This window comes from Nocardiopsis sp. YSL2, from assembly GCF_030555055.1.
Classification (GTDB): domain Bacteria; phylum Actinomycetota; class Actinomycetes; order Streptosporangiales; family Streptosporangiaceae; genus Nocardiopsis.
The window spans coordinates 1-21,005 of record NZ_JAMOAO010000001.1 but is presented as its reverse complement, the minus strand read 5'-3'; the positions used below and the strand labels follow the sequence as shown (position 1 = coordinate 21,005).

The 21,005-nt window shown below is 73.1% G+C and carries 20 protein-coding genes and 2 pseudogenes; 12 read left to right on the top strand and 10 right to left on the bottom strand.

Annotated elements, in window-relative coordinates:
• Positions 1 to 7: 7 nt before the first annotated feature.
• From M1P99_RS00105 to M1P99_RS00095, 3 genes are read right to left on the bottom strand one after another with little or no spacing between them, the layout of a single operon-like run.
• A complete protein-coding gene (locus tag M1P99_RS00105; protein WP_304450642.1) occupies positions 8 to 937 on the bottom strand; it encodes an NADH-quinone oxidoreductase subunit H in 930 nt (309 codons plus the stop codon).
• Positions 930 to 2,069, bottom strand: a complete 1,140-nt coding sequence (locus M1P99_RS00100) for a hypothetical protein (protein WP_304450641.1) — start codon at positions 2,067 to 2,069, stop codon at positions 930 to 932. Before M1P99_RS00100 ends, M1P99_RS00105 begins: the two co-directional genes overlap by 8 nt.
• Positions 2,060 to 2,410: an NADH-quinone oxidoreductase subunit A gene (locus M1P99_RS00095; RefSeq protein WP_304450640.1), complete on the bottom strand. Its 351-nt coding sequence runs from the start codon at positions 2,408 to 2,410 to the stop codon at positions 2,060 to 2,062. Before M1P99_RS00095 ends, M1P99_RS00100 begins: the two co-directional genes overlap by 10 nt.
• A 157-nt stretch (positions 2,411 to 2,567) precedes the next feature.
• Between M1P99_RS00095 and M1P99_RS00090 the strand changes: the two genes are divergently transcribed.
• On the top strand, positions 2,568 to 3,089 hold the full coding sequence (locus tag M1P99_RS00090; protein WP_304450639.1) for a PadR family transcriptional regulator: 522 nt from the start codon (positions 2,568 to 2,570) through the stop codon (positions 3,087 to 3,089).
• Positions 3,086 to 3,715: a GyrI-like domain-containing protein gene (locus M1P99_RS00085; RefSeq protein WP_304450638.1), complete on the top strand. Its 630-nt coding sequence runs from the start codon at positions 3,086 to 3,088 to the stop codon at positions 3,713 to 3,715. The genes M1P99_RS00090 and M1P99_RS00085 overlap by 4 nt, the downstream gene beginning before the upstream one ends.
• A 66-nt stretch (positions 3,716 to 3,781) precedes the next feature.
• On the opposite strand, the gene M1P99_RS00080 is transcribed toward M1P99_RS00085, so the two are convergent.
• The 4 genes and pseudogenes from M1P99_RS00080 to M1P99_RS00070 all read right to left on the bottom strand — a co-directional run bounded on the left by M1P99_RS00080 (position 3,782) and on the right by M1P99_RS00070 (position 7,972).
• The gene (locus M1P99_RS00080) at positions 3,782 to 4,537 is read right to left on the bottom strand and encodes a fibronectin type III-like domain-contianing protein (RefSeq protein ID WP_304450637.1); all 756 of its coding nucleotides are present in this window, start codon (positions 4,535 to 4,537) and stop codon (positions 3,782 to 3,784) included.
• Between the two features lie 145 nt (positions 4,538 to 4,682).
• Positions 4,683 to 5,870: pseudogene (locus M1P99_RS00075) on the bottom strand (glycoside hydrolase family 3 C-terminal domain-containing protein); the annotation flags it as partial.
• A 442-nt stretch (positions 5,871 to 6,312) separates the two neighbouring features.
• Positions 6,313 to 6,507: pseudogene (locus M1P99_RS28590) on the bottom strand (fibronectin type III-like domain-contianing protein); the annotation flags it as partial.
• A gap of 298 nt (positions 6,508 to 6,805) precedes the next feature.
• The gene (locus M1P99_RS00070) at positions 6,806 to 7,972 is read right to left on the bottom strand and encodes a transposase (RefSeq protein WP_304450636.1); all 1,167 of its coding nucleotides are present in this window, start codon (positions 7,970 to 7,972) and stop codon (positions 6,806 to 6,808) included.
• A gap of 32 nt (positions 7,973 to 8,004) precedes the next feature.
• Here M1P99_RS00070 and M1P99_RS00065 point away from each other — a divergent pair, with 32 nt between their 5' ends.
• Complete coding sequence (locus M1P99_RS00065) at positions 8,005 to 8,553, top strand: TetR/AcrR family transcriptional regulator (protein ID WP_304450635.1); 549 nt, start codon at positions 8,005 to 8,007, stop codon at positions 8,551 to 8,553.
• Positions 8,554 to 8,618: 65 nt separating this feature from the next.
• Here the strand turns inward: M1P99_RS00065 and M1P99_RS00060 are convergent, their stop codons facing one another.
• Positions 8,619 to 9,620 (bottom strand): LacI family DNA-binding transcriptional regulator, encoded by a 1,002-nt coding sequence (locus M1P99_RS00060; RefSeq protein WP_304450634.1) that lies wholly within the window; start codon positions 9,618 to 9,620, stop codon positions 8,619 to 8,621.
• A 154-nt stretch (positions 9,621 to 9,774) separates the two neighbouring features.
• On the opposite strand from M1P99_RS00060, the gene M1P99_RS00055 reads away from it, so the two are divergent.
• From M1P99_RS00055 to M1P99_RS00015, 9 genes are all read left to right on the top strand, one after another.
• Complete coding sequence (locus M1P99_RS00055) at positions 9,775 to 10,326, top strand: TRAP transporter small permease (protein WP_304450633.1); 552 nt, start codon at positions 9,775 to 9,777, stop codon at positions 10,324 to 10,326.
• Complete coding sequence (locus M1P99_RS00050; protein ID WP_304450632.1) at positions 10,323 to 11,597, top strand: TRAP transporter large permease; 1,275 nt, start codon at positions 10,323 to 10,325, stop codon at positions 11,595 to 11,597. The genes M1P99_RS00055 and M1P99_RS00050 overlap by 4 nt, the downstream gene beginning before the upstream one ends.
• A 28-nt stretch (positions 11,598 to 11,625) precedes the next feature.
• Positions 11,626 to 12,624: a sialic acid TRAP transporter substrate-binding protein SiaP gene (locus M1P99_RS00045; protein WP_304450631.1), complete on the top strand. Its 999-nt coding sequence runs from the start codon at positions 11,626 to 11,628 to the stop codon at positions 12,622 to 12,624.
• A gap of 30 nt (positions 12,625 to 12,654) precedes the next feature.
• The gene (locus M1P99_RS00040) at positions 12,655 to 14,535 is read left to right on the top strand and encodes a bifunctional sugar phosphate isomerase/epimerase/4-hydroxyphenylpyruvate dioxygenase family protein (RefSeq protein ID WP_304450630.1); all 1,881 of its coding nucleotides are present in this window, start codon (positions 12,655 to 12,657) and stop codon (positions 14,533 to 14,535) included.
• Positions 14,532 to 15,422 (top strand): shikimate dehydrogenase, encoded by an 891-nt coding sequence (locus M1P99_RS00035; RefSeq protein ID WP_304450629.1) that lies wholly within the window; start codon positions 14,532 to 14,534, stop codon positions 15,420 to 15,422. The genes M1P99_RS00040 and M1P99_RS00035 overlap by 4 nt, the downstream gene beginning before the upstream one ends.
• A 405-nt stretch (positions 15,423 to 15,827) precedes the next feature.
• On the top strand, positions 15,828 to 16,901 hold the full coding sequence (locus tag M1P99_RS00030) for an NAD(P)-dependent oxidoreductase (RefSeq protein ID WP_304450628.1): 1,074 nt from the start codon (positions 15,828 to 15,830) through the stop codon (positions 16,899 to 16,901).
• A 169-nt stretch (positions 16,902 to 17,070) separates the two neighbouring features.
• Complete coding sequence (locus M1P99_RS00025; protein ID WP_304450627.1) at positions 17,071 to 17,757, top strand: glycosyltransferase family 2 protein; 687 nt, start codon at positions 17,071 to 17,073, stop codon at positions 17,755 to 17,757.
• Positions 17,754 to 18,425, top strand: a complete 672-nt coding sequence (locus M1P99_RS00020) for a DUF2064 domain-containing protein (protein WP_304450626.1) — start codon at positions 17,754 to 17,756, stop codon at positions 18,423 to 18,425. The genes M1P99_RS00025 and M1P99_RS00020 overlap by 4 nt, the downstream gene beginning before the upstream one ends.
• The gene (locus M1P99_RS00015) at positions 18,422 to 19,165 is read left to right on the top strand and encodes a class I SAM-dependent methyltransferase (RefSeq protein WP_304450625.1); all 744 of its coding nucleotides are present in this window, start codon (positions 18,422 to 18,424) and stop codon (positions 19,163 to 19,165) included. The genes M1P99_RS00020 and M1P99_RS00015 overlap by 4 nt, the downstream gene beginning before the upstream one ends.
• Here the strand turns inward: M1P99_RS00015 and M1P99_RS00010 are convergent.
• Positions 19,129 to 19,635, bottom strand: a complete 507-nt coding sequence (locus M1P99_RS00010; RefSeq protein ID WP_304450624.1) for a hypothetical protein — start codon at positions 19,633 to 19,635, stop codon at positions 19,129 to 19,131. The genes M1P99_RS00015 and M1P99_RS00010 overlap by 37 nt on opposite strands.
• Positions 19,635 to 21,005: a molybdopterin-dependent oxidoreductase gene (locus M1P99_RS00005; RefSeq protein WP_304450623.1), complete on the bottom strand. Its 1,371-nt coding sequence runs from the start codon at positions 21,003 to 21,005 to the stop codon at positions 19,635 to 19,637. The genes M1P99_RS00010 and M1P99_RS00005 overlap by 1 nt, the downstream gene beginning before the upstream one ends.

Genomic DNA, 21,005 nt, shown 5'->3' with positions numbered 1-21,005 from the left:
GATCCCCCTAACGGACCAGTACGAGTACGGAGACCACCAGGGCCTGGAGCAGGCTCAGCGGGAGGAGTACCATCCAGCCCACCTCGGTGAAGCGGTCCATCCGCACCGTGGGCACGCGGTGCCCGATCCAGACCAGCGCGCCCAGCACCACCGCGGTCTTGACCAGCGACCACGACCAGCCGGGCAGGAGCGGTCCCGCGCCGCCGCCCAGGAACAGCGGCACCGCCATCGCCGCCACGACGGCCAGGAGCATGTACCGTCCGGCGAGCAGCACCAGGCGGTCCACACCGGACGGCTCCGCGGCCGCCCCACCGGCCAGGTCCCGCCCCACGGGCGCGTCGAAGGGGCCCCAGAACGCCATGGCCAGCGCCGAGACCAGGTAGATCGCGAAGGCCGCCGGCATCAGCACGGCGAACCACACCTCCTCCTGGGCCGCGACGACGTCACCCACGCGCAGCGATCCGGCGCCCAGGGCGGCGGTGGTGAGGGCGAACATGTGCGGAAGCTCGTACGACAGCCCCTGGACCAGGAACCGGTAGCCCCCGACCAGCCCCCAGACGGAGTTGGCACCCCAGCCGAGCAGCCACACGGCGCACCAGGCCAGCACCTCCATGGCGTTGAACCACACGACGCCGACCGACAGGTCGCTGACGGCCACCGGCCCCAGAGGGACCACCATCGCGGCCAGCACCGCGGCCACCGGCAGGAGCACCCCGCCCAGACGCCACAGCGGTGTGTCCGCGCCCGGAACCGTCCGCCGCCGCTGCACGAGCAGTCGGGCCGACTCCCGGGCCGGGGCGGCGACGGCGGAGGCGGGCGCGGTCCCCGCGGAACGCGCGTGGAGGACCGCCGCCCCCGCGGCCGCGCCGTAGGCGAGGACTCCCAGCAGCACGAGGAGGGTGAGCAGGCTCAGCGGTGACGCGTCGCTCTCAACCACGGGACCGCCTGGGAACGTGCGCGCGCAGCGCCTCGGTGTCGGGGTCCAGGGAGGCGACGACGAGCCGGACCGCCGCCAGCTCCTGCCCGGTGACGAGCGAGGGCAGCAGGTCCAGTGCCGCGCCCGCGGCCTCCGCCCGGGAGCGGTCCGCGTTCCCGTCCCGGCCGGCGCCGCCCGGTGCCCAGTGCGCGCCGACCGCCGCCTCCACGTCGTCCAGCCAGCGCCGCCACCGGTCGGTGGCGTCGCCGCGCAACGGCTCCGGAACCGGCCCCGTGATCCGCCCGAGCCCGTTCGTGGACCAGCGCAGCATCCTGGAGCGGCGCACCCGGCGCAGCCAGCGGAGCACCCCGCGCCGCGTGGACCCGTCCGGCTCCGGTCCCGCGAGCAGCGCGTCGCGCCACCGGCGGCCGGCCGCGGCGGCGGCCGGCCATCCCGCGACGTCCAGGAAGCGCTGCGCGGAGTCCAGCGCGGCGGCCGGGGCCGGGGCGTCCCAGAAGGCGGCGGTCACAAAGGCCCCACCGACGATCGCGGTCTCCGCCTCCTGCACCACGTCCCCCTGGAGGGTCAGCCGCAGGCACAGCCCGGCGGGCCAGTCGCCCAGTGCCGGTCCGAGGCCGACGTGGAGCCGGTCGAGCGTGAGGCCGTCACGGTCCGGTCCACGGTCGGCCATGGGAATCCCGCCGGGCAGGGACATCTCGCCGTGGCCGTGGTGACCACCCCCGCCGTGGTCGTCGCCGTGATCGCTGTGGCCCCCGTCGTCGCCGTCGCTCCGAGCCGCCCGCTCGCGCGCCGCGGCGTCGCGTTCGGCGGCCTGGCGGCGCTGCCGGTCGACGTCCAGCAGGCGGCCCCGGGCGGAGTCGAGCAGCCGGGCGGCGTCGTCGGCACCGGCCACGCGCACGCGGGCGCGGGGGCCGGGCACCTGCTCCCACACGCGGTCGACGGCGTCCGTGAGACCGGGGTCGTCGGGCCCGCAGACCACGAGGAGGTCGGCCTCCCCCGGAGCCGCGGCCCGCCGCCAGCCGCGTTCGCGCAGCTCCCGCTCCACGGCCAGGCGCGCGCCCGTTCCGCCGACCGCGGTGACGACGAAGGCGCACGGCACGGCCCGGGACAGCAGCCACCGGGTCAGGTCCACCGGAACGCCCCCTCCCGCCAGGCGTAGACGACCGCCGCCATCAGGACGCCCAGGAAGGCGAACATCTCCACGACGGCCGGGGTGCCGGTGCTGACCACGACGAGCACCCACGGATACATGAAGACCATCTCCATGTCGAAGGCGAGGAAGAGCATCGCCACCGCGTACCACCGCACGTGGTAGCGCGACAGCGCGTGCTCGGACACGGCCGTGCCCGAGAGGAAGGGGTCGCCGGACACCGGGGCGCGCCCGAGGCCGACCGCGGCGGCCAGGCCGTGGACACACAGCAGGAGAGCGCCCGTGGCCAGGACCAGGGCGAGCGCTGCCGCGAATCCCTCCATCGTCCCCCTACCGTGCCGACGCTCACGCTAGGGGAGGAGGCGGCCCGATCCCAGGAGCAACGCGCCGACCGCGCCGGATCCGTGTCGGTCCCCGTGGGGACGACGGATCGGCCGGTTCGGCCGTCGTGGCCGCCTATTCTAGTGATAGAATACTCACGTGGAGCTGACACCCGCCGAACTGACCGTGTTGGGCCTGGTCATCGAACGGCCCCAGCACGGCTACGACCTCGAACAGGTCATCGACCGCCGCGGTATCCGCCAGTGGACCGACATCGGCTTCTCCTCGATCTACTACCTGCTCGCCAAGCTGGCGAAGCGGGGCCTGGTCCACGCCCCGGACGCCCCGGACGCGGCGCGGTCCCGCCGCGTCTTCCACGCCACCGCCGCCGGGCGGCGGGCCGCGGCGGAGGGCGCGCTCGCCCTCATCCGGGAACTGAGGCCGGTGCCGCACCCGCTGCTGGTGGGCATCGCCAACCTGCCGCTGCTCTCCGAGCGTGAGTACGCGGAAGCGCTGCGCGCCAGGTTGGCCCAGGTGGAGGAGCGCGTCGCCGCGGTGTGCGCGGCCGAGCGGGCGCAGGAGCCCTCCGCGCGGGCGGCGCGTGAGGTGTTCTCGTACTCGTTGAGCCTCCTTGAGGCGGAGAGGTCGTGGCTCGCCGCCCGAGTCCAGGTGCCCCGATGACGGACAAGACCGACTTCAAGAAGACGCTCGACTCCTACCGGGCCGCCGCTGGCCGGTTCCGGATCGTGGAGGTGCCGGAGCTGCGCTACCTCATGGTCGACGGCCACGGGGACCCGAACACCTCACCGGCCTTCACCGAGGCGGTCGAGGCGCTCTACCCGGTGGCCTACAAGCTGAAGTTCGCCAGCAAGCAGGACCTCGGGCGCGACTACGTCGTCATGCCCCTGGAGGGGCTGTGGTGGGCCGAGGACATGGACGCCTTCACCGCGGCGCGCGACAAGTCGCGGTGGGACTGGACGCTGATGATCATGGTCCCGGACTGGACCGACCGGGACATGTTCGCCTCCGCCGTCGAGCGGGCCGCGGCAGGCGACAGGCCCGCCCGGCTGGGCGACGTCCGCCTGGAGACGCTGTCCGAGGGCCGCTGCGTGCAGACGCTGCACGTGGGCCCGTTCGACGACGAGGCGGACGTGCTCGCCCGGATGCACCACGAGTACCTTCCGGAGCAGGGGCTGCGCATGGCCGGCCGGCACCACGAGATCTACCTCGGCGATGTCCGCCGGGCCGCCCCCGAGAAGCTCCGCACCATCCTGCGGCAACCGGTCACCGACGCCCCTGCCGAGTAGGCGGGGGTGTGGCGCCGAAGCCGCCGCTCCCGCGCCACACCCCGCCGCACGTGCGCGGCTCCCGGCTCAGCGCCGCCCGACCCACCGCAGGAAGCGCTCGATCGCCCGGCGCGACACCTTTCCGCCCGAGTACCCCTCGATCTTGGCGAACGTCATGTTCACCAGGAACATGACGTTGTTCGCGGCGTGCGGCCGACCGGTGGCCCGCAGGACACGGCGCACCGTGTGGAGCAGCCCCAGCACGCCGCGCCCGAACACGTTGGCGTGGCGCAGCTGGGCGACGGTGTCGTCGAGCCCGAGCGGTGCCTTCGGGTCCCACGACGCGGCCGGAAGCGGGCGGCCGAGGAGCTGCGCGAACTCGGCGTCGCCGACCGCGTAGGCGCCGTTCGTCCGCGGCGCCGTGGCCGCCTCGGCGCCGGTGAGCGATGCTCGTCCGCCCTCGCCCTCCACGGCGGCCGTCGCCGCCAGCCGGACGTCCGCCACCGAAGCCCCGACCCTGACCGAGTACGGCCCGCCGTAGCGGCACCACGCGTCAGCGTCGACGTCGAAGTACTCCAGAGCCCGGTCGTCGAGCGCGATCTCCACCCGCCGCTCGTGCCCCGGTTCGATCTCGACGCAGGCGAAGCCCGCGAGCCCGGTCGCGGCGTGCGGCACCGCGGCCGCCTCCGGGGCGACGTAGACCTGCGCGACCTCACGCCCGGTCCGGGACCCGGTGTTGCGGACGGTGAACGCGACTTCTCCGCCACCGGCTCGCAGGCGGACGTCGAGGTCGGAGTACTCGAACGCCGTGTAGCTCAGTCCGTGCCCGAAGCAGTAGCGCACCGGTACGTCCCGCGTTGTGTAGTACCGGTAGCCGACGAAGATGCCGTCGCGGTGCTCGGCGGTGCGCTCGCGGCCGGGGAACGTGCCCGCCGGGGAGACCGAGCGTGCGGAGGGGACGTCCGCGTAGTGCATCGGGAACGTCACGGCGAGCCTGCCCCCCCGGATTGTCGCGGCCGGTGAGCGCGTCGGCGACGGCCGTCCCGCCGCCCTGTCCCGCCAGAGAGGTGTACAGGATCGCCGCGACGTCCTCGGCGAACGGGAGCTCGACCGGAGCCCCGCCGGCCAGCACGACGACGACGCGGTCGTGGACCCGGGTCAGGCGCTCGACCAGCGCGAGCTGGTTGGCGGGCAGCCGCAGGTGCTCGCGGTCCACTCCCTCGGCTTCGCTCGATTCGTCCAGCCCGAGGAAGAGGAGGACGGTGTCGGCGTCCTCGGCGAGCGCCAGGGCCTGGTCGGCGAGCCTGCGGCTCGGTCCGCCGAACCGGTGGAAACCGCGGGCGAACCCGACGACGTCGAGCGCGCTGGACCGCAGCGCGCCGAGCGCGTCGTCCACCCGGGTGGGATTGACCAGCGACGATCCCGCGCCCTGGTAGCGGGGTGTCTCCGCGAAGTCCCCGATCACCGCCACCCGGGCGCCGGCGGGCAGCGGCAGGACCGGTTCCCCGTCGGCTCCGGGGGCGTTGCGCAGGAGCACGAGGCACCGCCGCGCGGTGTCGACGGCGGCGCGGTGCTGGGCGTCCGGGTCGACGGCCTGCGCCCCCTCCAGCGCGGACGAGGTGTCCAGCGCGAGCGCGACGAGATCGTCGACCGCGCGGTCGAGCACGGCCTCGTCCAGCCGGCCCGAGCGCACGGCGTCGACGATCTGCCGGTCGGTGACCCCGCCCGAGGAGGGCATTTCGAGCTGGTTCCCGGCCAGGAGGCCGGCGATCCGGTCGTGGTTGCCGCCCCAGTCGGTGACGACGACGCCGTCGAAGCCCCACTCGTCCCGCAGGATGTCGACCAGCAGGTGCGTGTTCTCGTTCGCGTAGGTGCCGTTGACCTTGTTGTACGAGGTCATGAGCGTGCGCGGTCGGGCCTGACCGACGACGCGGCGGAACCCCTCGAGGTAGATCTCGCGCAGCGAGCGCTCGTCGACCACCTCGTCGATCGACATGCGCAGGTGCTCCTGGCCGTTGACCGCGAAGTGCTTGGGACAGGCCGCCACGCCCGTGGACTGGATCCCGCGCACCATCGCGGCGGCGAGGTCGCCCGACAGCCTCGGGTCCTCGGAGAAGTACTCGAAGGACCGTCCACCGAGCGGGTTGCGCACGATGTTGAGGCCCGGCCCGAGCAGGACCGCGACCCGTCTCCGGAACCCCCAGGCGCTCGATCCCCACCGACCAGTAGCCGCCGTTGCCGGACAGCGCGATGAGTTCGTCCTCGGTGAGCTGGTCGAGGAAGTCCTGCCAGCGGGGGTCGTCCATCGGCGCCCCCTTCAGGTCCGCCAGTTCCAGGCCGTTGTCGGCACCGGTGACGGGCGCGGAGGCGTCCGGGTCGATCCGGAGTTCGTAGTCGGCCTCGAGCAGCCCGTCGGGCGTGCGCAGGTCGTCCCCGTCGGGGGCCGACGGGAAGGTCTCCTCGGGGTTGGCCCGCGAGAGGTAGGTCAGGTCGCCCCGGGCGTCGTCGAACCGGTTGGTCATCTCGGCTCCGGTGGCGGGGTCGGTGTCGATGACGACCCGTTCGGGCTGGTCGTGGGTGGCGCTGTCCACGGTGTCGTGCACGTTGCGGGCCAGCCGGATCTCGTACCCGCCCTCGTCCAGGACCCACGCCTGGGCGTCGCGGTCGTCGTAGGAGGCCATCGACGCGGTGTCGAAGGAGACGGTCACGGTCTGCGACTCGCCCGGCTCGAGCGGGTCGGACTTGGCGTAGCCGCCGAGAACGGTCGCCGGCTTCTCGATCCCGTCGGGGTCGTAGGGGGCGTCGTAGTACACCTGCACGACCTCCCGGCCGGGCGAGTCGCCGGTGTTGGTGACGTCGACCCGCGCGGTCACGGTCTGCTCGTCGGACTCGAACTCGGCGTCGGACCACGCGAACTCCGTGTAGGACAGGCCGTGCCCGAACGGGTACTGCACGACGTCGTCGTACTCCGCCTCGGGCACGAAGGTCTCGAAGTAGCGGTACCCGGCGTAGATGCCTTCGAGGTGGTGGGTCAACTACCCGTGGGTGGAACCACGGGCTTGCGGGTAGGGGCCCACCTGGTTGGTGGGAGGCCTCCCGCGTCCAGCCCGCTCAGAGTGAGGGGCAGGGGCGGCTGACTGAGCGCCCCGCGTTCCACACGATCTCGCCTCTGCGGGCGAGGTTGCGGGAAGCATTGGTATCGGCGTGCATGACCACGCCGCACCCGGTGCAGGCAAACACGGCCTGGGAGGGCCGGTTGCGTCTGCTGGTGTGGTCGCACTCCGAACAGGACTGGGAGGAGTAGGCCGGGTCCACGACCACGACCGGTACTCCTGCCCTGCGTGCTTTGTAGGTGAGGAAGTCCCGCAGTTGGGCGAAACTCCACGAATGCAACGTGTAGCGGTTTCGTTTGGCCTGCCGTGCCCGGCCACGGATGCCCTTCAAGTCCTCCAGGGCGATGCCGTGGCCGGTGCGTTCGGCCCGCTCCACGATGCTCTTCGAAATCATGTGATTCACATCCCGCGCCCGTCTCGACTCACGACGGCGCAGGCGTTTGAGCACGCGTTTGGTGCTCTTGGTGTTCTTCTTCTGGAGTTTGGCCCGCAGGCGGTTCTGCCGCCGACGGTATCGGTTCAGTATCCGGCCCGCGTGGCGTTGGCCGGTGGAGGTGGTGGCGATCTCCACGATCCCCAGATCCACCCCCGTGAACCCGGTTGGTTCGGTGTTGAGCGGCTTCTCAGGCACCTCGCAGGTGGCGGACACGAACCACATGCCGTCCTGGACGATCAGGTCGCTTTCGCCCTGGTGGTGTTCGGCCAGGGCCTTGAGTTGGTCGGGTGAGCCGGTGAAGGCCAGGTTCTTCATCCGACCGCGGGTTGTCCAGATCGAGACCGTCCGGGCGTCCAGCTGCCAGGACAGACACCGGTCATCGAACGGCTGCGCCGAATCTGGGCGGAACCTGATCGGCGTGGCCTCGGACCGTGCCCGGCGCTTCGATCCCTTGTGCCCGAGTAATCCCTTGTCCAGGTGGGCGGTGCGGGTGGTGTAGGCGTCCGCGACCTTGCCGATCACCCGCACCGCCGGCTGCGCCGACAACCCGAACTTGACTTTCAGGGCCGCGTAAACGTGCTGTTGGAGGGCGAACTTGTGTGTGGCGCCGGTGGTGAACGCCACCCCGGAGGCGGCGTTCGCGGCCCGGTTGCAGGCGTGCAGGGTCGCCTGGAGTGCCTCCGCCTGTTCCGGCGAGGGCAGCAGCTTGACCCGCACGACCACCTTCATAGTCGAACACGCTAACGAACCGGGGATGGAGTGTGGGTCCCAATCGAAGAATTAGTGCCAGCGGACTTGGTGGAGTCTCCCAGGGCCCCGCCGGGGTCCTGCACCACTTCGGCACCAAGGAACGGCTCTTCGTCGAGGTGCTGCGGAAGCGCGACCAGCTCGACGCGGCCCGTTCCCGGGCGGACGTCGCCGCCGCGGCCGAGGCGTCGCCGCTGCATCCCCTCGACCGCTACGCCGCCCTGCTGGACTACAACGCCGGCGTCCCCGGACTGGTCGAGCTCTACTCGGCGCTGGTGGTCGAGGCCGCCGACCCCTCGCACGAGGCGCACGAGTTCTTCGCCGAGCGCCGCGTGGAGGGCCACGCCCTCCTGACGAGGGCGGTCCGGCGGATGCAGGAGGCGGGAACGCTCACGTCCAGGATCGACGCGGAGGTCCTGGCGACCGCCCTCCACGCGCTCGGCGACGGCCTCCAGACGCTCTGGCTGATCGATCCCGAGGTCGACATGGGCGGCACCATCACCGAGCTGTTGCGGGCCCTGCGCACGGACCTTCCCGAGGAGGAGGACGAGCCCGTCGCCTGAGGCGGGGGCGGCGCCGGCGGGAGCCGGGGAGCCGGGGGAGCGGTCGGCCGCCGCGGGCCCGCGCGTCAGCGTGCGGCCGGGCCCGTGGACTCCCGGATCACCAGGTGCGAGGGCAGCATGACCCGGCGGTCGGGTGTGCGGGTCGTGGAGCGGGACCGGTTCTCCAGCAGCAGCTCCACGGCCGAGCGGCCCGCCTCGTCCTGGGGCCCGGCCAGGGTCGTGAGCGCCGGAACACAGAAGTCGGCGCCGAAGATGTCGTCGTAGCCGACCACGCTGACCTGGTCGGGTACCGCCACGCCACGCTCGGCCAGACGGCGCAGGACCCCGATGGCCAGCAGGTCGTTGTGGGCGACCACGGCCGTGGCACCCGTCACCAGGGCCGCGTCGGCCGCCGCGCCGCCGCCGACCACGCGCGGCGGAAAGGGCCCCAGGCGGGTGACCTTCATGTCGAGGTCGCGCGCTCCGTCGACCAGCCCCCTCCAGCGCTCGCCGGCCGGCCACGACTGGTGCGGCCCCGACAGGTAGACGAGTGACCGGTGGCCCAGCGAGGCCAGGTGCTCCACGATCTGGCGGCTGCCCACACGGCTGTCCACCACGGTGCTGGGCAGCCCCCTCACCTCCCGGTTGACCAGGGCCAGGTTGTGCTCCTCGGCCAGTTCCCACAGGCTCTCGTCCGACATCCGGCTCGACGCCAGCACGAAGCCGTCCACCGAGCGGGCCAGGTGCTCGATCTGGGTGCGCTCGGTATCGGCCGACTCCTCGGTGTAGCTGAGGATGAAGGTGATGCCGGCCGCGGAGGCGCGGCGTTCGGCGCCCTTGATCGTCCCGAAGAAGTGCGGGTTGGTGATGTCGGGTACGAGCATCGCCACGGTCGCGGTCCGCCCGGACTGCAACGCCGTCGCCAGCGGGCTGGGCCGGTAGCCCATCCGCTCGGCGACCCGCAGGACGTGCTCGCGGGTGGCGGCGTTGACACGGCGGGGGTTGCGCAGGGCGCGCGAGACCGTGGAGGCGGCGACGCCCGCCTCCTGGGCCACGTCGTAGATCGTCGTGCGCTTCGGGGAGTCCATGATGTCTCTTCTATGCGTTGTGACAACTTTTGGCAATCGCTTGTCGTGGCACGAATCGGAAACCTAGGGTTCACAACACATCCCGAGTGGTGCGGATCACGCACCCTTGACCTGCGCCGATACCGCCCCCGTTCGCTGAGTGGAGCCCGCCCGGATGCCTGACAGATCCCCGCCCCCCGGCAACAAGCCACCATCGCCGCGTCCCGCGGCGCTGCGGTGGCTGGAGGCCGCCGAACTGGCCGTCGGGGTCGCGCTGCTCGCGCTGATCCTCGTCCTCATCCTCCTGCAGGCCACCCAGCGCCACCTGCCGGTGCAGGGCTGGGTCTGGACCGGTGAGCTGGCCCGCCTCGGACTGGTCTGGCTCACGTTCTCCCTGGCCGGCTACCTGGTCGGACGCGACGAGCACATCACCCTCAAGGTGGTCGACCTGCTCCTCGGCGACCGCGCGCTGCGGGCGGTGTGGATCCTGGCCAACCTCGTGGTCGCCGCGGTGGGCGTACTGCTCACCCTGGAGGCCGTCGAGCTCGTCTTCGGCGGGTCGCCGCAGCTGACCTCGGCCCTGCGCATCCCGGTCTCCGCCACCTACGTGATCCCGCTGCTCGGAGCCGCGCTCATGAGCGCGCGCGCCCTCACCAACGCCGCACTGGTGCCGGGGCCGCCGCAGCGCGAGCACCGTCCGGCCGACACGGGGGAGGAGGCCCGATGAGCGCTCTCCTGGTCATCCTCGGCATCCTCGTCCTGCTGCTCCTGCGGGTGCCCATCGCGTTCGCGATCCTGGGCCCGTGCCTGACCTACATGGCCGTCGGGGGCCAGTCCACCGGGCTGAGCCTGCGCACGGCGGCCCAGGAGGTCAACAGCTTCCCGCTGCTGGCGGTCCCGCTGTTCATCCTCCTCGGCGTGGTCGCCAACCACACCGGCATCGCCGACCGGCTCTTCGCGTTCGCCCAGGTCCTGCTGGGCCGGGCCCGCGGCGGCCTCGGCTACGTCAACATCGGTGTCAGCGTCGGCTTCTCCTGGATCAGCGGCACGGCCCTGGCCGACGTCGCGGGCATGGGAAAGATGATGGTCCCGGCGATGACCAGGGCCGGCTACCCGCGGCGCTTCACGCTGGGCCTGACCGCCTCCACCAGTCTGATCAGCCCGATCATGCCGCCGAGCATCCCGGCGATCGTGTACGCCTCGGTCGCGGCGGTCTCCACGGCCGCGCTGTTCGCCGCCGCCGTGGTCCCGGCCGTGCTGATGGCCGGCGGGCTGACCCTGGCCGTGTTCCTGTGGGCCCGGCGCAGGCCCGAACTCGCCGGCAAACGCGCCGAGCGGGGCGAACTGGGAACCGCCACGCGGCGCGCCCTGGGCCCGCTGCTGGCCCCGGTCCTCCTGCTCGGCGGCATCCTCAGCGGCCTGTTCACACCGACCGAGGCGGCCTCCGTCGGTGTCGCCTACGTCCTGTTCCTGGGCCTGATCTACCGGAAGCTGGGCCGGCGCGCCCTGTGGAACATCGGCGTGGAGACCGTCACCACGGCCGCCTCCATCGCGATCATCCTGGCCGCATCCGGGCTCCTGGGCTGGGTCCTGGCCCGCGAGCAGGTGCCCCAGCAGGTCGCCGCCTTCCTGCTGGGCCTCACCGACGACCCCACGATCCTGCTGCTCCTGGTCGCCGCGGTCCTGATCGTCATCGGCACCGTGCTGGAGCCCATCGCGGCACTGGTCATCACCGTTCCCGTCCTGCTGCCCGTCGCCGTCCGGCTGGGCACCGACCCCGTCCACTTCGGCGTGATCACGATCCTCTGCCTCATGATCGGCCTGCTCACGCCCCCGATCGGAGGTGTGCTCTTCGTCCTGGGCTCCGCGACCCGCACACCCATGCACGAGGTGTTCCGCGGCACGGCTCCGTTCCTGGTGCCGCTGGTGGCGGTCCTGCTGATCCTCATCTTCGTCCCCGACCTGGTCCTGTTCCTTCCCGGACTCCTGGACCTGTGACACCCACTTCCCAAGGAGGAAATCCCCCATGCGCAAGACGACTCGCCTGATGGCCCTGTTCCCCGCCGTGGTGCTCGCCGCCACCGCCTGCGGCAGCGGCGGCGGATCCGGTGACGAGGAGCTCGTCCTCACCTTCGCCAACAGCTACACCGAGGACCACCCGCACACCCGGTGCGGCATCGACCTGGTCGCCGAGCGGGTGGCCGAGGCCGACGCCGGGTTCTCCGTCGACACCTTCCCCAACAGCACGCTCGGCTCCAACACCGAGACCTTCGCCTCGGTGATGTCGGGCGACATCGACATGGACGTGCAGGGCTCGGCGGCGCTCGGGGCCTCCTACGAGCCGATCGGCGTCATGGACGCCGCCTACGCCTTCCGGGACGCCGACCACCTCTTCGGCTACTTCGACTCCGAGGCGTCGCAGCCGCTCCGCGACGGGTTCGAGGAGGCCACCGGGGCCAAGATCCTCGACGCCTGGTACTTCGGCGACCGCCACTTCACCGCCAACCAGCCCATCCGTACCCCGGCGGACCTGGAGGGCCTGCGGATGCGCTTCCCGGACTCGCCCATCTACCTCGCCAACGCCGAGGCCATGGGCGCCGAGCCGACCACGGTCGCCTTCGAGGAGGTCTACCTCGCCCTGCAGCAGGGGACCGTGGACGGCCAGGAGAACCCCATCCCGACCATCGCCGGCGACAACTTCGACGAGGTCCAGTCGCACATCAGCCTCACCGGCCACCAGATCGGCTCGCAGATGATCGTGGTCTCCGGCCAGACCTGGGACGCGTTGTCGGACGAGCAGCAGGAGGTGCTCCAGAGCGCCGTCAGCTCGGTGCGTGAGGACAACCGCGCCTGCATCGAGGAGGCCGAGGAGGAGATCCTGCAGGAGTGGCGCGCCGACGGGTCGGTGGAGATCGTCGACGACGTGGACGTCGAAGCGTTCCGGAGCCGGGTCCAGGACCACTTCGCGCAGAACCTGGAGGGCGAGCAGCGCGAGCTGTACGAGTCCTTCCAGGAGACCGAGTAGGCACGGCGAACGAACAGGAAGGCGTCACGCATGCGGCGTTCCATCGCCACCGTCTGCCTCAGCGGCACCTTGGAGGAGAAGCTCAGGGCCGCGGCCCGAGCGGGCTTCGACGGTGTGGAGATCTTCGAAAACGACCTCATCGGGTCGGCGCTCCCGCCCCGCGAGGTCCGGGCCCTGGCCGAGTCCCTGGGTCTGACCATCGACCTCTACCAGCCCTTCCGCGACTTCGAGGGAGTGGACGGGGCCCGACTGGAGCGCAACCTCCGGCGGGCCGAGGCCAAGTTCGCCCTCATGGTGGAGCTGGGGGCGGACGTGATGCTGGTGTGCTCCAGTGTCGCGGCGGACTCGGTCGGCGACGACGCCCGCGCCGCGGCGCAGTTGCGGAGGCTGGCCGAGACCGCCGCCCCCTACGGCGTCCGCGTCGCCTACGAGGCGCTGGCGTGGGGGCGATGGGTCGATGACTACCGGCACGCCTGGCGCCTGGTCCGGGAGGCCGACCACCCCGGTCTCGGTGTGTGCCTGGACAGCTTCCACATCCTCTCCCGGGGCCACGACCCGTCAGGGATCAGGGACATCCCCGGCGAGAAGATCTTCTTCCTCCAGCTCGCCGACGCGCCGCTGATGCCGATGGACGTCCTGCACTGGAGCCGCCACCACCGCTGCTTCCCCGGGCAGGGCGCGTTCGACCTGACGGGGTTCACGGGACACGTGCTGGCCGCCGGGTACGAGGGGCCGCTGTCCCTGGAGGTCTTCAACGACGTGTTCCGTGCCTCCGATCCCGAGCGCACGGCCGCTGACGCGCTGCGGTCGCTGGCGGTGCTGGAGGACGAGACGGCTCGGGCCCGGGACCGTGAGGAGCCGACCGGGGGGAGCGCGGCCCCGGTCGCGCTCACCCGGCTGCCCGACCCGACCCGGGCCCGGGGCTACGCGTTCGTGGAGATCGCGGCGCCCGACCACGCGGCCCGGGGAGTCCGCGGCGCCCTGGCGTCGCTGGGGTTCCAGCACACCCGGGACCACCGCTCCAAGCCGGTCCAGTTGTGGTGCAACGGCGACGCCCGCGTGCTGCTGAGCGCCACCGACCCACAGCTCGGCCACACCTGGAGCGGCGACGCGGCGGTCACCGCCCTCGGGGTGGACGTGCAGGACGCCGACGCCGCCATGCTGCGGGCGGAGCGGCTGCTGGCGCCGCCCCTGCCCCGGCGGCGCGACCCGGCCGAGGCCGACCTGCGCGCCGTCGCCGCCCCCGACGGAACCTCCGTCTTCTTCTGCCCTCAGGACCCGGACGACGGACAGGACTGGCTGTCCGACTTCACCGTTCCGGTGCCGGGAGACGGGGACGGGGCGCGGGTCGCCCTGGGCGGCATCGACCACGTAGGGCTGTTCCAGCCCTTCGACCACTTCGACGAGGCCTCGCTCTTCTACCGCTCCGTCCTGGGTCTGGAACCCGACGACGGCGTCGAACTGGCCGCGCCCGACGGCATGGTGCGCAGCCGGGCGATGAGCCGGGACGGCGCGGGGCCGCGCATCGCCCTCAACGCCTCACTGCTCGGGCGCGGCCCCTTCGAGGACGTCCGCGGCGGGCCCCAGCACGTCGCCTTCGGCTGCGGGGACGTGTTCGCGGTCGCCCGCGCCATGCGGGCCCACGGGGCCGAGCCGCTGCGCATCCCGGACAACTACTACGCCGACCTCGCCTGCCGGACGGACCTGGAACCGCTGGTCGTGGAGCGCATGCGCGAGTACGGCGTCCTGTACGACCGGGCGGGGGACGGCGAGTTCTGGCACTTCTACACGCCGATGCTCGACGGCCGGCTCTTCCTGGAGGTCGTCCAGCGCACGGGCGGGTACGCGGGCTACGGCTCCGCCAACAGCCCCTTCCGCATGGCGGCGCAGCGAGTGGAGGCGAGCCGTTGAGCGCGGCGACGCGTGCCGGGTCGGCGGACGCAGCCACCGGCTCCTACCTGGTGGGACTCATCGGGACCGGCATCGGTCCCTCGTTGACACCGCCGATGCACGAACGTGAGGCGGCCGAGCTCGGGCGCCGTCTGATCTATCGCACCATCGACCTGGCCGCGGCGGGTCTGGAACCGGAGGCGGTGGGAGACCTGGTGGGGTCCGCCCGGTACCTGGGCTTCAACGGCCTCAACATCACCCACCCCTGCAAGCAGCTCGTCCTGCCCGCGCTGGACGGCCTCACCCCCGACGCGGCCGCGCTGGGGGCGGTGAACACCGTGGTGTTCGAGTCCGGGCAGGCCATCGGACACAACACCGACTGGTCGGCGTTCGCCCAGTGCCTCGCACGCGGGTTGCCCGACGCGGCCCGGGAACGGGTCGTGGTCCTGGGCGCCGGCGGGGCGGGCGCGGCGGTGGCCTACGCGCTGCTCGGGTCGGGCGCGCGGGAGGTGACCGTGGTCGACACCGACGCGGCCCGGGCCCGGAGCCTGGCCGAGCGCCTCGGCGGACTCGTCCCGGGTACGGAGTGCCGCCCCGAGGGCACCCACGCGCTCGAAGCGCTGCTGTCGAAGGCGGACGGCCTGGTCAACGCGACACCCACAGGCATGGCGCACCACCCGGGCACCCCCGTGCCCGCGGACCTGCTGCGCCCGCCGATGTGGGTGGCCGACATCGTGTACCGGCCGCTGCGCACCGAGTTGCTCGCCCTGGCCGAGGAACGCGGATGCCCGACCGTGCGGGGAGGGGAGATGGCGGTGTTCCAGGCGGGCCAGGCGTTCAGCCTGTTCACGGGCCTGGAACCCGATCCCGACCGCATGCTCGCGCACTTCCACTCCTTGATCGCCTGACCAGGGGAGGGGCGCCTCCCACGGAGATGGCTCCCCTTCTGGTACTCCACCAGCTCCACGGGTGCCTTCGGGCGTCACGGCCATGAGCCCCCGACACGCCTGGAGGCGTACCCGGTAGCGGTCCTCGCAGGCCCGGGTCGTGCTTCGCGCGCCCCGGGTCCCCGATCCGCGTAGGAGGGACTCGGCGTCCTTCGGGCTCGGTTCGGTGCCGCGGGCGGCACCGGGCCTGTCGATGAACTCCACCACCTGCTGAGCGGTGGTGCGGTAACGGGGCGTGGAGGGCCCCGCGATGTGTTCGCTGAGGGCTTTCCCACGTCGAGCCGGTCCCGTGGCGGTCCGACCCGATCCCGGGGCCGACGGTGTGGCCCGGGGGCGAGGCGGCCGTGGCGGCCTAACGTGGGCCGCATGCGCGTACTTGTCACGGGTGGGGCGGGGTTCATCGGTTCGCAGGCGGCGGAGGCCCTCCGCCGTGCCGGGCACTCGGTGGTGACGCTCGACGCCCTGCTGCCGCAGGCGCACGCGGGCCGCTCGCCGGAGGAGGCGGGCGTCGACCTGGTGTGCGACATCCGCGACGGCGACGCCGTGGAACGTGCCCTGCGGGGTGTGGACGCCGTCTGCCACCAGGCGGCGATGGTGGGGCTCGGGTCGGATTTCGACGACGCGCCCGACTACGTCGGCTGCAACGACCTGGGAACCGCCGTGCTGCTGGCCGCGATGGCCCGCCAGGGCGTGCGCGACATCGTGCTGGCCGGATCCATGGTGGTCTACGGCGAGGGCGCCTACACCTGCCCCGAGCACGGACCCGTCCGTCCCGGGCCGCGCGGGGAGGCCGACCTGGACGCCGGCCGCTTCGATCCCCCGTGCCCCCGCTGCGGGGCCCGGCTCGATCCCGGGCTGGTCGGCGAGGACGCCCCGGCCGACCCGCGCAACGTCTACGCCGCCACCAAGCTGGCGCAGGAACACCTCTGCGCGGCCTGGGCGCGCGCCGTCGGCGGTCGTGCGGTGTCGTTGCGCTACCACAACGTCTACGGTCCCGGCATGCCGCGCGACACCCCCTACGCGGGGGTGGCGTCGTTCTTCCGCTCGGCCCTGGCCCGCGGCGTGGCCCCGCGTGTGTTCGAGGACGGCCGGCAGCGGCGGGACTTCGTGCACGTCCGCGACGTGGCCGACGCCAACGCCGCGGTGATCGGTGCCCTTCCCGAACGCCCGGAGGGCGTCCTGAGCGCGTTCAACGTCGGCAGCGGGACGCCGCACACGGTCGGTGACATGGCGTGGGCCCTGGCGGAGGCGCACGGGGGGCCCGATCCCGTCGTCACCGGCGAGTACCGGCTGGGCGATGTCCGGCACATCACCGCCTCCTCCGCGCTTCTGAACAGGGATTTCGGCTGGCGTGCGCGTGTCGGCTTCACCGAGGGGGTGCGGGAGTTCGCGCGGGCGGAGCCGCGTGCCCGCTCCGGGGCCGAGGCATCGACGCGGTGACACAGGGTGTCCGCGTGTCGCGGGGTGTCCCTCCCGCACGGGAGCCGTATCGCTTCGTAGCGTGATCACCGTGATCGATGAGCGACGTGAGAGCCAAGATTCCGCTACCGGGAGTGACCGACCCTCCTGCGAGCCCGAGGGCTCAGCGCGAGGAGAACGCCCGCCACCGGTGGACGTGGTCCTGCCGTGCCTGGACGAGGCAGCGGCTCTGCCCTGGGTCATCGGGCGCGTGCCCGCCGGATGGCGCCCGATCGTGGTCGACAACGGGTCCACGGACGATTCCGCGCGCATCGCCGAGGGGCTGGGCGCCCTGGTCGTCGCCGAGCCGCGGCGCGGGTTCGGCTCGGCCTGCCACGCGGGCCTCCTCGCCGCGACCGCCGAGATCGTCTGCTTCTGCGACTGCGACGCGTCCCTGGACCCGGCACTGCTCCCGCACATGGTGGACGCCGTGCGCGAGGGCCGGGCGGACCTGGTCGTCGGCCGCCGCCGCCCCACCCGCGGCGCCGCATGGCCCGCCCACGCCCGGCTGGGCAACGCGGCGGTCGCGGGCATGCTGCGCAGACGCACCGGCGTGCGGATCCGCGACATCGGACCCATGCGCGCGGCGCGGCGGACGGACCTGCTCGGCCTCGGCCTGACCGACCGGCGCTCCGGCTACCCCCTGGAGATGGTCGTACGCGCCGCGGACGCGGGATGGCGGATCGACGAGGTGGACGTCCCCTACTTCCCGAGGACGGGCGCCTCCAAGGTGACCGGCACGTGGCGGGGGACGTGGACCGCGGTCCGCGACATGTCGGCGGTCCTGCGCGAGCCCGCCCCGCCCACGCGGGCGCGCTCCGCGGGAGGAGAGCGGTGAACGCCCCCGAGCAGGGCGCCGGTCCCGGCGGCGCCACGACGTTCCTGGTGATCGCCAAGGAACCCGTACCCGGCCGGGTCAAGACCCGGTTGACGCCCGAGTACGCGCCCGAGGAAGCCGCGCGCCTGGCCGCCGCCGCGCTCGCGGACACACTGCGCACGGTGCTGTCGCTGCCCGCCCGCAGGAGGGTGCTGGTCCTGGAGGGGCGGCCGGGGCCGTGGCTGCCGGACGGCGGGTTCGACGTCGTTCCCCAGGCGGGCGGCGGGCTGGACGAACGCCTGGCCGCCGCGTTCGCCGGGTGTTCGGGACCCGCACTCCTGCTGGGCATGGACACACCTCAGGTCACGCCGGAGACCCTGGCCCCCGTCCTGGCCGCCGATGCCTGGCGCCGCGCCGACGCGTGGTTCGGTCCCAGCGAGGACGGGGGGTTCTGGGCGCTCGGTCTCGCCGCCCCCGACCCCGCCCTGCTGCTGGGCGTGCCGATGTCGACGGACCGGACCGGCCGGATCCAGCGGCGGCGCCTGACCGACGCGGGCCTGCGCGTGGCCGACCTGCCGGTCCTGGTGGACGTGGACACTGCGGACGACGTCGACCGGGTCGCGCGCCTGGCCCCCGGCAGCCGGTTCGCGCGGGCGGTCCGGGACCGGGCGAGCGGGGTGGTGCGATGAACGCGGCCGAGGCCGGTCTCGCCGCGGACGGCGTCACGGCGTGGCGGTGCGACCCGTACACCGAGGCCCTGTCACGGGGAAGCGGCCCGCTGTACCTACGGCGGTCCGACGGGTCGCTGCTGCCGTTGGACGTCGAACGCTGGTGCGGAGCGATCGACACCGTCGACGCCGCCGTCCTGGACCGCTGTGAGGGCAGCACGCTGGACGTGGGATGCGGGCCCGGACGCCTCGTCGCCGCGCTGGCCGGGCGTGGCCGTCCGGCCCTGGGGGTCGACCTGAACCCGACGGCCGTGGCCTGCGCCAACGCCTCGGGGGGCAGGGCACTGTGCCGGTCGGCGTTCGATCCGCTGCCCGCGGAGGGCGGCTGGGACACGGCCCTGCTGGTGGACGGCAACATCGGTATCGGCGGGGCTCCGGGGAGGCTGCTCGTCCGCATGCGGAACCTGGTCCGGTCCGGGGGCCTGCTGATCGTCGAGGCGGCCGCCGAGGACGTCTGCGAGCGTATGACCGTGCGGATCTCCGACGGGCGGGGCCGTCTCGGCGCCCCCTTCCCGTGGGCCAGGCTCGGGATCCCCGCGCTGCTGCGCTTGGCGGAGCGGGCGGAGTGGGCCCACTCCGACGAGTGGGAGGACGGCGGGCGCCTGTTCGTGGCGCTGCGCTCCGCTCCCGACGACCTGGAGGCCGTAGCGGGCGCGGAGCCGCATCAGTCGGAGCGGGCGGCCGTCGTGCCGCGCCGGTAACGGACGGCCCCGATCACCGCCGACGCGGCGAACATCAGCGCACAGACCGACAGCCAGCGCTCGGCGAACGGGTCCCCGGGAAGCCCGCTCTTGGACAGGTAGTCGTCCGAGGGGCCCAGGATCAGGGGGAAGTAGACCGCGAACAGCAGGGCGGAGAGCACGGCGGGCACGCGCACGTGGTTGATGAGCCGGACCCGCGCCCGGTCGGCGTGCCCGGTGCGTCCGCCCTGCCCCCCGCGTCCGGTGCGCGCCAGGCGCCCGGCCACCGCCTGCCAACCACGGTCGACGAGCGTGTAGCCGGGGACGAGCACCAGGTCGTGGAGGACGGCGGCCCCGACGAACCACACCGCGACGGCGACGGCGTCGCCGCCCAGGAGCCGGACTCCCGCGTATCCGGCCAGCGAGAACGAGCCCACCATGAGCAGGAGGTGCAGCACCGACGCTCCGTACCAGCGCCGCAGAGCGCCCATCACGCCTCCTCGAAGGTGAGCCGCTCGACCCACTTCGTGTTGTGCACGCCCGGAGCGGCCGGGACGATGACGCGGGCCGGATACCCGTGGTCGAGGGAGAGGTCCGCCCCGTTGACGCGCAGGGCCAGCAGGGAACGGGGATCGGCGACCTGGTCGGTGTTCAGCCCGGCACTGGTGAAGCCGCCCCTGCGCTGGATCGACTCCACGAGCACCCAGGCGGGAGCCGCGGCGCCGACCAGATCGGCCAGGTCGGCCAGGCGGACGCCGGACCACTCCTGGTCCCTGGTCGACCAGCCCTCCACGCACGCGATCGGCAGGGCCGCCCGGTGCTGGGGGAGCGCGAGCAGCTCCTGCCGGGTCAGGACCGCCTCACGCCCGCCGCCGCGCACGGTCAGACGCCAGTCCTCCCCGGTCTCGTCCTCTCCGATCCCGGCCCGGGACGCGGTCGTGTTGACCGGGAAGTCGTTGGGGCCCTCTCCGGAGGCCCTGCCGCGCGGAGCCAGCAGGGCGGTCGTCCGCAGCGGCCCGCCGATGCTCTGTCCCACCGTCACCGCGAACAGCGTCAGCGACCCCAGTCCCACCAGGCCCAGGACCCCGCCGCGCGAGATGGTCGCGGGGGCCGGGTCCGGCGAGGTGAGCCCGGGCCCGTCGCTCGGCCCGGCTCCGTCGGTCGGCTCGGCCCGGGCGGGCCGCCCGGGGCCGGGCGGCGGGGGATCGGCGGGCCCCCCGCGCAGCGTCCGGACCATGATCGGCACCTTGGTGCCGAGGTGGACGGCCAGCCCAGCGAGGAACACCCAGGATCCGTAGAAGTGCAGGACGTAGAACGATCCGGGGAAGACGTACTCGAGCTGGATGTTCAGCACCCCGGTGGCGAAGACGAACAGCGCCCCGCCCACGAGGAGGACCAGGGACAGCCGTTCCAGGGCGTGGGCCGCGGAGCGGACCGGCGGCCAGGTGAAGAACAGGGGCGCGACCGACCAGAGCTTCGCCAGCAGAACCGGGACCAGCACGATCCCCAGCGTCACGTGCAGGCCCTGGGTCAGCCGGTACAGCCAGTGCGGGTCGGTCGGCCAGGGAAAGAGGAAGAAGCCGAGCAGCCCCTTGTCCGGAGTCTTGTCGTTGACCGGGGTCAGGTCGGGGTTGTAGGCGGCGTAGGACAGCAGCCCGGTGACGGTCACGATCGTCAGCCCCACCAGCAGGACCGCGCCCAGCACCGACGTCGTCCAGCGGCCGCGGACCGGACTGCGCCAGAACCCGGGGCGCGTCGGCCCGAAGGGAGGGCCGTTCCTCAGCAGCTCGCGCCACCGGTTCGAGGCCGGGTGCCCGGCTCTTCTCGGGCCGGGAGTCCCGGTGTCGGTGCCCTCGTCCAC